The sequence below is a fragment of the Dictyobacter aurantiacus genome (genome assembly GCF_003967515.1).
GTDB lineage: Bacteria > Chloroflexota > Ktedonobacteria > Ktedonobacterales > Ktedonobacteraceae > Dictyobacter > Dictyobacter aurantiacus.
The window spans coordinates 1,992,748-2,005,534 of sequence record NZ_BIFQ01000002.1 but is presented as its reverse complement, the minus strand read 5'-3'; the positions used below and the strand labels follow the sequence as shown (position 1 = coordinate 2,005,534).

The following is a 12,787-nucleotide window of genomic DNA, read 5'->3' as shown; positions in this document are numbered from 1 at the left end:
CCTTTAGAGTAGTGAAGCAACCGGCTCCGCAGTGATTTCTTTGTATACCTCGTGGATGTGGTGATCCAGCTCATGCACCCAGGCAGCCGTTTCCCAGGGCTGAAGAGCCGCGCGCAAGGCATAGACACGTTGCAGGGAACTCAACGAGCGCACGTGACGAATAATAGTCAACGACTGATAGGCGGTCTCAGAGGCCTTCTGACCCTCGCCGAGGCCGGCATACGCAGTCCCCATATCTGCCAGTATAACCGATTTGCGCCGCAAAGAGGAAGAGTTCACCAGCGATTCGGCGGTCTGCAACGCACCAAGCGCCAAATCAGCCTTCTTCAACTGGAGATATCCCGAACCTTTATAACCGGCCAGACGTGAAGGACTGAAACCTGTCGCGTATCGGTCATTGTCAGAAAGCACCTCTGGAGCTATGCTCTCCGCTCGCTCAATCGCCCGGGTAAAAGCCTCAAGGTCCTCAAGCTGAGAGTGAGCCTCGGCCTGGATACAGGCAAGCCAGGCACGGGTTCCACTCTGCTGGATAGCAAGCTTCTGACTGGCAACTAAGAGGGTGAGTGCATCTTGCGGTTGATGCTTCTCTATATGCAATAAGCTCATGCGACCAAGGCCAACGGCCCACAAATCAGCGTTGCCCGCGGTCTGGGCAGCGCTGAGGGAGAAGGCATAATAGGACCATGCCAGGTCGTACTCGTGAAAGTCAAAGAGGATCTTCCCGATGATTTGAGCCACTTCCCCCGCGATCTCAGAAAGCCGTTTTGCCGTACTGACAGGCTGTGAGCGGTGTAAGAGCGCAGTGACCGTCTGAAAGTGGCCAATCACTCCGCTAAAGACCTCAAATGAAAAGTTCTGGCTGAGCTTCCAGTAACGCTGCGTAACATTATCGAGATCATCTAACACACTTGCATCCACCACAGAAGAGTGCGTGAGATGATACTCAAGCTGATGCGGCGCATCGGCGTGGAGCATGATATAGGGAGAAAGGACCAGAGTCGTACAGGCAACCTGGAGCATACCTTTCAATACATGCCGACGAGAAAGATCCAAAACAGGTCCTCCAGTTTCTCTCGGGGTGTCTTTCTGCGATTGATCTTGTGCTGATACAGGCAAAGCGGAAGATTCTGATGGTGAAGCAATAGATCCTTCAGCTGCCTTTGGCGGCTCTAAAAAGCCAAGCTCGATCGCGGAGAGCTGAAATAAAGCACAAAGCTTTTCCTGGTAAAATCTGCCAGGTGATCTTTCTCCCGTCTCCCAGCGGCTCACCATATCTTTACTGGTCCCGATACTCATCCCGATCTTTTTCTGTGACCAGCCACGGATCTCGCGCTGATATTTCAGCTTCTCATTGGGCTGCTTTACTTCACGGCGCATCATTTCCACCTCATGTTTTCTCTTATAGAGAGGAGTGTAGCACAAAATAGCACATAAAACAGCCTGTATCACGAAAAAGGCAACTTCTGGCATGAAAGCGCTATCTACTTGCGACGCCATTCTGGGTATGCTCTACACAGAGAACACAATCAATACAAAACAAAGGAGGTTTTCCCATGGCAGGAAGCCAGGTGGCAGTGTTACGCCAGCAGATCGAGTTGATTTGCGATTCCATGCACCAGGGACTTTCAGGGTTGGCGGCGGGGACAGCCAGGCACACCTTCATCGTCCGCAAGCATATGGAACTGCAGAGTGCGCAGGAGCAGATGGCCCATGTAATCGGTGATGAAAAGTCGATTGTGGCTATGTGCGAAATCTATGAGCGGAGCGTGCTCAATGGATAAGCACGCCAGCAAACCAACCCTGCTCGAACTGCGCAGAAACACCACCATCACATCCGAGCAACTGGCACGTGAAGCAGGCGTAACCCTGGCCCAGTCGTACGCCGTCGAAATCGGCGGTTTCGTTGACGAACATGTTGCCCACACAGTCATGAGCACGTTCTCTCGCCTGACACACCAGCAGGTCACATTAAACGATATCAGGTGGAGGCACCCCGCCGCCTGGATGCCATCGTCCAGACGACGGGCGTAGTGAAGAGGGAAAGAACAGAACGGGAGAGTATGCATGACACAGCCGTCACATGGAGTATCGCTTCACCCGACCCCTGGCCACCATACTCCATGTTGTGTCTGTGTTCCCGGTGGATGTTGTCGCAGTCTCCACCCCAACCCTTGCGACAACATCCACCGGGAAGGTCACGTTGATAAGCAACTTTGTAGCACAGCCATCATGGAAAGAGACAATACACAGATCGGAGTATAAGAGATGAACACAGCGCTTCCAGCATCATCGCTTCCAGTTGAAGCCAGCGAGTCAGTTGAAAGGCTGCTGCCCTTTAGTCTGCTCTTCGCCGAGACCCCACCTCGTTTTGGTCCGCGCGATGAGTCCATTTACCCAACCGCATACAAAAGCAATCGCGACGGCAAAGAAGAGGATGATGAGACTGACGATACAGATGATCCGGATGAAATCCCGGATCAAACCGGACTCATCGCTGACTCCAACACGCGAGAGGACGATGACTACTAATGAAGAGCCACGTGTTGATCCTCACACAGCCAAGCGATGGCCACGCCACCATGATGCTTGAGGAGCTGCAGTATCGCGGTGTCCACGTCACCTGCTGCAATGTGGCCGATTTTCCAGGCAGCATCACCGCCTCATGCACGCTTGACCAGCAAGGTCAGCTGGATGGAACATTTGGGTATCAAGGGCAGACTATTACCCTTGATACCTTGACCGGCATCTGGTGGCGCCGCCCCACGTTCTATAAAGCGGCTCCTGGATATACTTCCGGCGAGCAAAACTTCATCGAACTGGAAACCCAGCGTGGCTTTCTGGGCCTCCTGGAGAGCGCCGAGGTCCAGGACGCACATACACTCTGGGTCAGTCGCTATCATGCCATCCGCAGAGCCGATCTCAAACCGCTCCAACTGACGGCCGCCCAACAACTTGGCCTGCGGATCCCGCGCACCCTGATCACGAATGATCCACAACGGGTCAAATCCTTCTATGACATTTGCCAGGGCCGCATCATTCTCAAGTCAGTCGCCCGTGGCGTTATCGAGGGCAACGACAAAAGCTACCTGTATACCAACGAAGTAGGACCTGAATACATCGATGAACACACCCTCGAACGGGTACGCGTTACAGCCCATCTCTTCCAGGAGGCTGTGGGGAAAGCGTTCGAGCTGCGCGTCGTCATCATCGGACAACAGATCTTCGCGGCAGAGATCCACTCTCAGCACACGGCACATGGGCGCATCGACTTCCGACGCGATTACCCCAATCTGACCTACAAAGCCCATCAGTTGCCCGATGATCTCGCGCAAAAGCTCTTCGACCTGGTCCGCTTCTTTGGGCTACAATACTCGTCAATGGACCTGATCGTCACACCTGCAGGCGAGTACGTCTGGCTCGAATTAAATCCCAATGGACAATTTTACTGGCTGCAAAAAGAAGTGCCACAGCTCCACTTAAAGGAAGCCATGGCCAATCTCTTATCACAACCAGAGGAGTATCGCCTATGAATACCTCCCCCTTCAACAGCGCCACGCAGTCATCTGCAGAAGCACGCCAGCATCTGGTCGATGAACTCGTGAGTAAAGGCACCATCAGAACGGCAGCGATCCGCAAGGCCTTCGAAGCCATTCCCCGCGAACGTTTCGTCCCCTTTTTCTATGAACGAGACGAAGCTCAAAAACAGAAAGCCTGGACACGATACGATGTGGCAAGCACACAAGACTATACGAATTTAATTTACCGCGACGATGCCCTTGTTACACAGGTGAATGAGCGCGGCTGGCCCAGTTCGTCCAGTTCGATGCCAACGGTCATGGCACTCATGCTCGAAGCACTCGATATTCAACCTGGACAACGCATCCTGGAGATCGGTGTAGGAACAGGCTACAATGCAGCCATCATGACCATGCTCACCGGAGATCCACGCCTGGTCACGAGTATCGAAATCGACGAAGGATTGGCCCAACAAGCACAACAGGCGTTACTGAGCACTGTTGGACCCGTCAATATCGTCACAGGAGATGGCTATCAAGGTTATCCCGAGCATGCTCCCTATGATCGCATCATCTCCACAGCCAGCGTCCCTCTCATCCCACCAGCCTGGACACAGCAGCTCGCCCCAGGTGGACGTCTCGTCACCGACCTGCATGGCTCGCTCGCCAGCGGCTTCCTGATCATGGAAAAAGCACCAGACGGCACCATAAGTGGACATTTCCAAGAGCGACCGCTACACTTTATGCCTCTAATCACAGAGCAGCTGCCCCAGGCATCCTTTGGTACGGTTAAAAACCTGCTCCAGGAACCACGGAGTGAGCTATTCCCTCTGGATACGAACTCACCATTTCCAGCTATCCTCGAAAACCATTCCTATCGCTGGTTCCTGCAGTGGTTCTTCCCAAATACCCATATCAGCCGACAAAACATGGGCGACGCAGAATACATCTATCTCTACAATCTCAAACACCGCACCATCCTCCGCTTCCAACAACTAAACGGCAAATGGGCTGGTGACGTCCACGGCGCCTATCCCCTCTGGCAGAAAATCCAGGATGCCTACGCTACCTGGGAAGTCTTGAAAAGACCTGCTCCCCAGCATTACAGATTGGAAATAAATGCTCGTAACCAGACTATCCTATATGTAGGAACACTAAGTCTGCTATTAACACGCACTAAAACGATTAGATAACTAACATGGTCAAAGACTTGCAAAGAGCCTTTGACCATCAATCTTAGCTCCACTATAACAAAATACAGCCTCAGATTAGAAGCAAAACAAATTTATGGAATCCATCAATTGACTACTTGCTCACATTAGGAAATTTTAGCAAGCCATCCAATGCGAGTTTTTTCGCAGCACAAGAGTGTGTAAAATATTTTGTGTAAATAATACGTAATACGTGATACGTAAGACGTAACGTATAATAGGATGAGGAAGATGGAAGAAGAGGAAAAACGTATGACCATTCGACGCGAACTCATTGATGAACTGCTCAAAGAATGCAGCGATCCGAAACAGCTGCTCGCTGAAGGCGGATTTCTCAAACAACTCACTGGCGCGTTGATCGAACGCTGTTTGGAAGCAGAGATGGAAGAACATCTCGGCTATCCTAAGCATGGCAAGCGCACTGAAGAATGCACCAACGTCCGCAATGGACGCAGCCGCAAAACCCTCAAAGGATCACAAGGAGTGGTGAGCATTGACATGCCACGGGATCGTGATGCCAGTTTTGAGCCTGTCTTGATCCCCAAGCATGAAACACGGCTGGAGGGCTTTGACGAGAAGATCCTGGCGCTCTACGCCCGTGGCATGACGACCCGTGATATTCAAGCGCAGATCCAGGAGCTCTATGGTGTTGACATTTCAGCCACGTTTGTCTCCAATGTCACCGAAGCCGTGCTTGATGAGGTGCGTCAGTGGCAGAATCGCCCGCTGGAGGTGCTTTACCCGATTGTCTACGTGGACTGCCTGGTGGTCAAAGTACGGGAGAACCAGCGCATCATCAATCGCGCCCTCTATCTGGCTTTAGGGGTCAACATGCAGGGCCAAAAAGAATTGCTTGGAATGTGGTTAGGCCACAACGAAGGCGCCAAATTCTGGCTTTCCGTGTTCACCGAGTTGCACAATCGGGGACTCAAAGATATGTTTGTCGCTTGTGTGGATGGGCTCACTGGCTTGCCCGAAGCCATCGAAACGCTCTATCCGCAGACCCAGGTCCAACTGTGTATGGTGCACATGGTGCGCAACTCGCTCAAATATGTGTCCTACAAGCACCGCAAGGAGGTGGCCGCCGACTTGAAGCAGATCTATGCCGCCGCCACGGAAATGGAAGCGGAATTTCAGTTAGAACTGTTTGCAGAGAAATGGGACCCAAAATATGCGAGCATCAGTAAGTTATGGAGAAGCCACTGGAGCCATGTTATCCCGTTGTTTACCTATCCAGAAGATATTCGCAAAGTGATCTATACCACCAACGCAATTGAGTCAGTCAACATGTCATTGCGCAAGGTGACACGGAACCACCGCATGTTCCCCTCCGAGGAAGCCGTCTACAAAGTCGTGTACCTGGCCATGTTCAATATTGCCAAAAAGTGGACCATGCCCATTTACCATTGGGTGCCAGCGCTCAATTGCTTTGCTTTGCTCTTTGGGGAGCGTTTTCCCCAATAGAGCAAAATACATACACAAAAGTCTTGACAGACTCCAGCACAACTACCCCAGATAGTCTCTGTATTCGGAGATGATTTTATTGGCCATTTCCTTACTCTTTGATAATATCTAGAACCACGTAGCCTTCCGATCAAAGCTATATCACTCTGGCATTATCCTAGCACTATGACCTTTCTTTTATCACAGCTACTCTAACTCATCCCGCTCAGCAGCATCTAAAAACAATTATATTTGCATCTGTATCTCTTCGATTAACGACTAATCCAATTAGTGGGCACTAACGCTTTACCTCTTCTCCAGTTTTCTTTCACATAAGACTGATAACGTTCATTATCCAAATTTGCGTGTTCAGTGATAATCACTTGAAAGTTAGGGGCTAAACTTTCAACTACATCAAAGATTAAACTGAACATCTTGAGTACCGCTTCACGTTCTTCATCATTAGAAGTATTCATATTAGGATCAAGCTCAATATCTTGAGGGTAGTAAACTTGTGAGGGTTGGTCAAGAAAAAGGAAACGTGGGACAGGGCGATTTTGTTGAACAAAATGCTTGTGAAAAGAAAGAAGAGCTACAAGATGATAGGCTAACCAATTTTGTGCACTACCTATTCTACTCAGAGGAATAGATTTAGTTTCAGTATCAACAATAATTGTAAGATTCTTTAAATCAAAATGGACTGGATCATCTCGATATTCTATATTCAATTGCCTAATTAATTCGCTCATTGAAACGTTTATCCTGTAGAGGATACGATCCAGACGGTCTGTTTTCTCCTCAGAATCAATTTTTGCCTCCAATAAATCTATTTCTCTTTGGATCCTATTTATGCTTTCTCTTAACTGAGAGGTTGTGTCAGTTAGGCTAACACTCTCTAGCCACAAGCTAATTCTTCCTATTACTCTTCCTCTTCTGATGTTCAGATCTTTTAATCGAGAGGCTACACTCTCTTCTTTTATGAGAGCATCAATTGCTTGATTCTTTTCACGTATCTGCTGCCTAATATTACTTTGTTCAATCTCAAGCTGATTTATATAGGACCGTAATCTGGGGCGCTCCCGTGATGTAGATGCTAAGTTTGACCTCAGGTGATCTAAAGTACGATTGATAGCAGCAACACTTGGCACCGGTATTTCTAATGTGTGAGAACAGAGAGGACATATTTCTGTATTCTGCTTCTCTGCACTAAATAGCTGTAGAGCTTCAAGTCGCACTTCCTGCTGCAGTATCTCTGTTGCGAAACCCTCAGCTTCATCGGCAAAAATTTTTGCTTGTCTAATTTCATCAGATTTTTCACTGAGTTGGTGACGTAATTCGGTCACATCATCCTGCAAATTTCCCAATGTATCAGAATTTGCAAAGGTTGCCTCTTCGCTTGGAAGCCAAGACGTAATTCGTCGTAAATATGTAAAAACCTCATCTTGTTCTGCGGGTATATCTTGTATAGAAGATATAAGGCCAACCTCACTTGCTTCGGCAAGAAGCGCTAAAGCTTTTCCCTGGTCGCCACCTTGAATAGCTTCAGCTTCTTGTAATGCACGTATTAATCTCTTCTTTTCTTTTTGTTTACGTGCCAATTGTTGTTCTAATGCCAATTGATCCTCTTGAATAGCACCGAGAAAATATGGAAGTGTATCTTTAATCACTTGGGGAATTTGCGGCTCAGATTGTCCATGAAATAGTTTATTATTTACATTGATCTCCTTTTGATCTTGATAACAATAGTACAACGCATGCCTAATATTTGCAGCTAGGGGAGCACGAGTTTGATTAGGCGGAGGAGTATTTAAGTTTGGAGAAATGCCAATTTTATTTGTGAGCAGATCTTTTAATGCTTCTGTTGTAGTATTGGGTTCAGATATTAAATCAGGGCTGGCCACTACATCTCCCTGAATCAGGTAAGCTCTATTCGTTGATTTTTTCCCTTGAGGAGGATTTTCTCTTGCTACAAACATTTGGCTATCAGGAAATTGAAGCAACAATCCAAACCATGATACCTTGTCGGTAATTGCACCATCAAAAATCATGCAAGAGCCCTCACAAAGGCAATAATCAACTATAGGGATTATTGATGTTTTTCCAGTTGAAGATGCTCCCGTAATGATGTTAACTTTTCCAGGATCAAGAGGCACAACACGCTTTTCTCTCTCGTAGCTATAGATAACTATTTCTTGTATCTGCATTATGGTCGAACTCCCCACAGAACATATATTGTCGTAACACTACCAGCCCGTGCGAACCAACGACCAATAACGCCAGCTGCTTTATAGCAACTTTCTATCTCACCTTCCTTTTGAGATTGAGGGACCCGCCGACGATAATGAGCGGTGCTTAATCTTGCCTGATCATCGAACGTGATAGCGTGAACCTGCAGAAGAAATAATATTGCCTCTTTTGTTATAGGAACTAGTTGCCTCGTACGATCAGCAAATCCAATTTTCATATCCTCGTGAGACTGCAACCAAACATGCAGTTGCCTTTCTGAGCGCATAGTTTCTCTAGTTTTTGTATGTAAAACTATTGGTAAGACTAAATAAACCAACGGGAAAGGAAATGGCTCGGATTCAACTTCCTCGAAACTAACAATGCATCGACGTATCACTTCCCCACAAAATGCGGGATTCAAAAGACTAGCAATTTCAATGGGCCGTCTATCCCAAGACATCATGACGCTGCCTCTTTCTCACAATTTTGTAAATGGCTTAGGAGAACTTTGAAGTTGAGGTGCCAACCAAGACGTAGCTGATTCGCAAGCATATGATAGCTGCCTCGTGTAATAAATTCCTCAGTACAACGGACTCGAATATGGAAATTCAGTCGCATCATATCTTCATAAAGGTTCCTCCCTTCTTTGATCAGAACCTCTTCCACTGTCTCGTATTCTAAGTCTTCCTCCATTGTGGCGAAAATTCTTTCCCATTCATAGTAGAGCTTTTCGTCGTAAAGTTCTAATTCCGATATGGGTATAGATAGATCCCTGATCCATTTTGAACGTTGACGTGATGATCGGTAGAAATCACTGATTGCATGGTTGACACGTTTTTGCCCAATTTTGACTAACTTCAACTGTTCAATAAACATCCGTTGATCTTCATTCAACTCGTTTTGATCTATTTGCACTGAGCGTGGGAAATGAATTGGAAGGGAGTCTCTATAATACTGCTCACGAATATCGTCAATCATATTGGATAATTCCTTATAGGAAATATAGTTAGAGGAGCGCTCATAAAGATGTCTTATCACTAAATCATCCCATCGGCCCACAATATGTTCATAAACCGCTTCCACATATTCTTTTCGTGCAGCACAAGTAAGGATATTTAATGTCTTTTTTCGGAGATCAAGGATGCCAGGAGAACCATCAAGTACTTGAATTTTTTCGACAAGTGCGGTTTGTTCTTCCTTACTGAGAGATGTAAAAATGGCGTACGCGCCTTGGTTCGTTTGACTTTTCGATGTATTAGCGATATGTATGAGTTTTTCTACAGCAGTATCTACATCTCGATTGCCAAAGGGTTTAGGCCTCAGCATATTTGCGATTGATCCATTTGGAGCTATTCCTGTCGTTAAGATAGTCAAAACCACATTTTCTAATTGAATTTTTTTATTTTTTAAATTGGTGCACCAAATTCTAATAGTCTTCCACAAATCAGAACATGCATCCGTGAGAAAATCAGGATTTCTATGGAGTTTTATTTGAATAAGCTTAAGTTCATTGCCATCTTTCACGATATCAATATCATCGAGGTTTTCGATAGCTAGTTCAAACTCTTGTCCGTCCTCACGCGCTTCCAAAAGAAATAAAAGTGCATATCTTATTTGAAAGAGATAACCAAGGGCGGGATCCTGTGCAGAAAATTGGTCAGTCATTGCGGCCACCTTAAACACGTATCTAATCTCACTATACTGCTATATATTATTTAAGAAACAATCTATCCTATTAGACATGAAACTTGTTATGCGAGCTGCTGTAAGTATAACAGAAGCAATGAGAAATCCACAAGTAGTAAGATCAAATTATTCTCTAACAACATATGGAGAGTATAGTATTTTCAAAAGCTCTTCAGACGAAGCTGTCGCAGCTGCAGAGTGTGCAATACCTTGCAACTAAAGTGCGGCTAGTACCACTCTACTCACAGTGCGCTTACATTAACAGGAGGCAGGAATTCACAAGAACATCAGCATCACAAACGTGAAACAATGTCGTCCTTCCAAGTAAGAATAACAAAGTCCAATTAAAACCAACCGAATATCGCCGCTGCTCAGACTTGTCTATGATAAGAATATAAGTTCATACAAAAAAAAGGAAGATGCATGCCAATGCACAAAATCTTCATCTACACATTGACAGACAAAAACTTTCATGCTAATTTCGCAAAGTATATGAACTCACCCCTAAACCATTGATTCTCTCAAAGACGAAAACGAATAAAAGAAGAACAGCCATGTTTGACGGACTAAATGCACTTCCTTGGTACGCTTTGAAACATGCTTATGGCTCAGCGGAAGAAGTACCGATGTGGCTTCGTCAGTTGACCTCTCCCTACGAATACATCAGAGAGGAAGCCATGGGCTGCCTCAGCGGCTCAATTTGCCATCAGGGCTGGATCTGCCCCGCGACAGCCTACGCGGTACCCTATCTGATTGAATTGCTTCGGGAGCCAGCAGTTCCAGAGAAAGCAGAGATCCTGAGACTGCTCACACAAATAGCCGTCACCAATCCCGATCTTTCCGAAGAGAGGTGGCGCAAGAACGCCGAAGTTCCTCAATGGAATGTTCCAGAACACGTCCCATTCAAAGATGCTTGCGATGAGGTCATGCACGGCCATCCAATCTATCTCGCGTTGCTCGATGCACCTGATCTGGAAATACGCATGCAGGCGGCAAAGCTTTTGCGGCATGTGGCAACGCTGACGTCAGATTTGTGGGCCCATCTCGTTACACGACTCAGGCAAGAATCTGAACGCAAAGCGCGTGCCAACTTAATCCTGCTCCTGGGGGCACTTTCGTCATCGAAAACCGAAACCCTGGCTTTCTTCACCGATCTCGTAAGAGAAGATACAGATGAGCTCATTATTTTCTGCGCCGCACTTGTACTGGTACGATTGGCAAAAGATGAAACGCCATCAGAGGTTGTTCAACTCCTTGCGCATGTCTTGCTTCAACCATCTGAACACCTGGATGTTTACCAGGAGTTACCGTGCAAAGAAGCAATCAGTTGGCGAGCGGCAGCACTTGGGCTTGGACATCTACGGCCGGAACTGCTTCAGCCGTTCGTACCAGCACTGCAAGAAAAACTTCTCCAGGCTGAGCAATTATGGGCCATGACGCTGGCTGAAATGCTACTGTTCATTGTCTTTTCCAGTAAACAGCCAGCAGATCAACGGCAATGGACGCTGGCAGAACTCACACGACGGCAGATCACCGTACTCTCCCTCATCAGTAAACGGGCCGACCTTTGGGACGCTGATTTTGTTCCAGAATTACCAGATGTACTGCGAAAGTATGGCTTGCCAGATGACAGACAAAAGATAGCACACTTTCTCAAACGCGAACTGCCATCATTAGTGCCACAAACATATCCCTCTGACTTTCTCAATTCCGATGATTACACCCGCTATGATACCTTTTACGATTATCTTCGGAAGGTCTTTAAAAAGCACCTCCCTGAAGTGTACCCTGAAATCCGTGTACGCCGTATCGGTCAGATGAGCGGAATGCAAGAAGACAATCTAGATTTACTAATAGTCAACGATGAAATCATTTTTCGTCTTCCCGATAGTCCAGCGGCCATTGCCGCCATGGAACAAGAGTATGCGCTTCTTCGGAGCCTGCAGGGACGCGTGCCTCTTCCCATTCCCAATCCTGTGTACAAAACCCCACACGACGGTGAGCTCGGTCGCATCTTTATGGGTTACCCCAAACTCCCAGGCAAACCGCTCTATAAAGAGATGTTAGAAAGCATTGATAGCGACCAGACAGTAGAGGTGCTTGTTTCCCAGGTCTTCTCCTTCCTCTATACGCTTCATCATATACCCCTGGCAGACCTTGCGCCTATCAGTCTGCCGGTACTCCATGAACGCAAACGCTATGAAGCGCTCTATACGCGAGTGCGCTTAGAGTTCTTTCCACAACTTGAGCCGGACATGAAAAGCCAGATCGCCACCGATTTTGAGCAATTCCTCGATATCCCGCACAATTTCTCACTGAAACCGACCCTGATCCATGGCAGCTTTGGGCCGCAGAGAATTCTCTATCAGGCGCAGAATCATTCGATCGGTGGCGTCATTGGTTTCACACAAACCGGGCTTGGAGATCCCGCGTATGACCTCGCGACGTTGTTTGGACCGCACGGCTATGATAGAAACCTTGTACAAGGTATTGAGCGCGTTTATCCAGGCTTCTCGCTTCTACGGGAACGTATACAGTTCTATATGAACGCCTCTATTCTGCAAGAAATATGTTCTCAGCTCGATCAGCAAAGCATGAAAAACATCGCTCCCCAACGAGAACTACTCTCGTACATGACCTTCTCTCAGGCAAAAAGCGCTACCAGAAAAGACAATCCTACGAGAAAACTGTAAAGGAAGAATGACT

The 12,787-nt window shown here is 47.1% G+C and carries 11 protein-coding genes; 7 read left to right on the top strand and 4 right to left on the bottom strand.

Annotated elements, in window-relative coordinates; all coding sequences use genetic code 11:
• Window positions 1-3: 3 nt before the first annotated feature.
• On the bottom strand, window positions 4-1,380 hold the full coding sequence (locus KTT_RS32850; protein WP_160146302.1) for a helix-turn-helix domain-containing protein: 1,377 nt from the start codon (window positions 1,378-1,380) through the stop codon (window positions 4-6).
• A gap of 173 nt (window positions 1,381-1,553) precedes the next feature.
• On the opposite strand from KTT_RS32850, the gene KTT_RS32845 reads away from it, so the two are divergent.
• The 6 genes from KTT_RS32845 (at window position 1,554) to KTT_RS32820 (ending at window position 6,190) form a co-directional block, all read left to right on the top strand.
• A complete protein-coding gene (locus KTT_RS32845) occupies window positions 1,554-1,781 on the top strand; it encodes a hypothetical protein (protein ID WP_126601971.1) in 228 nt (75 codons plus the stop codon).
• A complete protein-coding gene (locus tag KTT_RS32840; RefSeq protein WP_126601969.1) occupies window positions 1,774-2,031 on the top strand; it encodes a hypothetical protein in 258 nt (85 codons plus the stop codon). Before KTT_RS32845 ends, KTT_RS32840 begins: the two co-directional genes overlap by 8 nt.
• Before the next feature lie 234 nt (window positions 2,032-2,265).
• Window positions 2,266-2,529, top strand: coding sequence for a hypothetical protein (locus KTT_RS32835; RefSeq protein ID WP_126601967.1), 264 nt, complete (start codon window positions 2,266-2,268; stop codon window positions 2,527-2,529).
• Entirely contained in the window at window positions 2,529-3,530 is a 1,002-nt protein-coding gene (locus tag KTT_RS32830) for an MvdC/MvdD family ATP grasp protein (RefSeq protein ID WP_126601965.1), read from the top strand. The genes KTT_RS32835 and KTT_RS32830 overlap by 1 nt, the downstream gene beginning before the upstream one ends.
• Entirely contained in the window at window positions 3,527-4,708 is a 1,182-nt protein-coding gene (locus KTT_RS32825) for an rRNA adenine N-6-methyltransferase family protein (protein WP_126601963.1), read from the top strand. Before KTT_RS32830 ends, KTT_RS32825 begins: the two co-directional genes overlap by 4 nt.
• Before the next feature lie 270 nt (window positions 4,709-4,978).
• A complete protein-coding gene (locus tag KTT_RS32820) occupies window positions 4,979-6,190 on the top strand; it encodes an IS256 family transposase (protein ID WP_126599403.1) in 1,212 nt (403 codons plus the stop codon).
• A gap of 251 nt (window positions 6,191-6,441) precedes the next feature.
• Here the strand turns inward: KTT_RS32820 and KTT_RS32815 are convergent, their stop codons facing one another.
• Genes KTT_RS32815 through KTT_RS32810 form a run of 3 tightly spaced genes read right to left on the bottom strand, consistent with a single transcriptional unit; the run spans window position 6,442 to window position 10,060 of the window.
• The gene (locus KTT_RS32815) at window positions 6,442-8,373 is read right to left on the bottom strand and encodes a DUF3732 domain-containing protein (protein ID WP_126601961.1); all 1,932 of its coding nucleotides are present in this window, start codon (window positions 8,371-8,373) and stop codon (window positions 6,442-6,444) included.
• On the bottom strand, window positions 8,373-8,855 hold the full coding sequence (locus KTT_RS37855; RefSeq protein ID WP_371864947.1) for a three component ABC system middle component: 483 nt from the start codon (window positions 8,853-8,855) through the stop codon (window positions 8,373-8,375). Before KTT_RS37855 ends, KTT_RS32815 begins: the two co-directional genes overlap by 1 nt.
• Window positions 8,855-10,060, bottom strand: a complete 1,206-nt coding sequence (locus tag KTT_RS32810) for an ABC-three component system protein (protein ID WP_126601959.1) — start codon at window positions 10,058-10,060, stop codon at window positions 8,855-8,857. Before KTT_RS32810 ends, KTT_RS37855 begins: the two co-directional genes overlap by 1 nt.
• 575 nt (window positions 10,061-10,635) lie before the next feature.
• Between KTT_RS32810 and KTT_RS32805 the strand changes: the two genes are divergently transcribed.
• Window positions 10,636-12,774 carry a phosphotransferase family protein gene (locus KTT_RS32805; protein WP_126601957.1) on the top strand — a complete coding sequence of 713 codons (2,139 nt, stop codon included), beginning with the start codon at window positions 10,636-10,638 and terminating at the stop codon, window positions 12,772-12,774.
• Window positions 12,775-12,787: the final 13 nt, after the last annotated feature.

What these genes read in the sequence shown, in the direction of transcription:
- KTT_RS32815 (WP_126601961.1), bottom strand. Translation starts at nt 8,373, where the DNA reads ATGCAGATACAAGAAATAGTTATCTATAGCTACGAGAGAGAAAAGCGT.
- KTT_RS32840 (WP_126601969.1), top strand. Translation starts at nt 1,774, where the DNA reads ATGGATAAGCACGCCAGCAAACCAACCCTGCTCGAACTGCGCAGAAAC.
- KTT_RS32810 (WP_126601959.1), bottom strand. Translation starts at nt 10,060, where the DNA reads ATGACTGACCAATTTTCTGCACAGGATCCCGCCCTTGGTTATCTCTTT.
- KTT_RS32835 (WP_126601967.1), top strand. Translation starts at nt 2,266, where the DNA reads ATGAACACAGCGCTTCCAGCATCATCGCTTCCAGTTGAAGCCAGCGAG.
- KTT_RS32825 (WP_126601963.1), top strand. Translation starts at nt 3,527, where the DNA reads ATGAATACCTCCCCCTTCAACAGCGCCACGCAGTCATCTGCAGAAGCA.
- KTT_RS32820 (WP_126599403.1), top strand. Translation starts at nt 4,979, where the DNA reads ATGACCATTCGACGCGAACTCATTGATGAACTGCTCAAAGAATGCAGC.
- KTT_RS37855 (WP_371864947.1), bottom strand. Translation starts at nt 8,855, where the DNA reads ATGTCTTGGGATAGACGGCCCATTGAAATTGCTAGTCTTTTGAATCCC.
- KTT_RS32850 (WP_160146302.1), bottom strand. Translation starts at nt 1,380, where the DNA reads ATGATGCGCCGTGAAGTAAAGCAGCCCAATGAGAAGCTGAAATATCAG.
- KTT_RS32845 (WP_126601971.1), top strand. Translation starts at nt 1,554, where the DNA reads ATGGCAGGAAGCCAGGTGGCAGTGTTACGCCAGCAGATCGAGTTGATT.
- KTT_RS32805 (WP_126601957.1), top strand. Translation starts at nt 10,636, where the DNA reads ATGTTTGACGGACTAAATGCACTTCCTTGGTACGCTTTGAAACATGCT.
- KTT_RS32830 (WP_126601965.1), top strand. Translation starts at nt 2,529, where the DNA reads ATGAAGAGCCACGTGTTGATCCTCACACAGCCAAGCGATGGCCACGCC.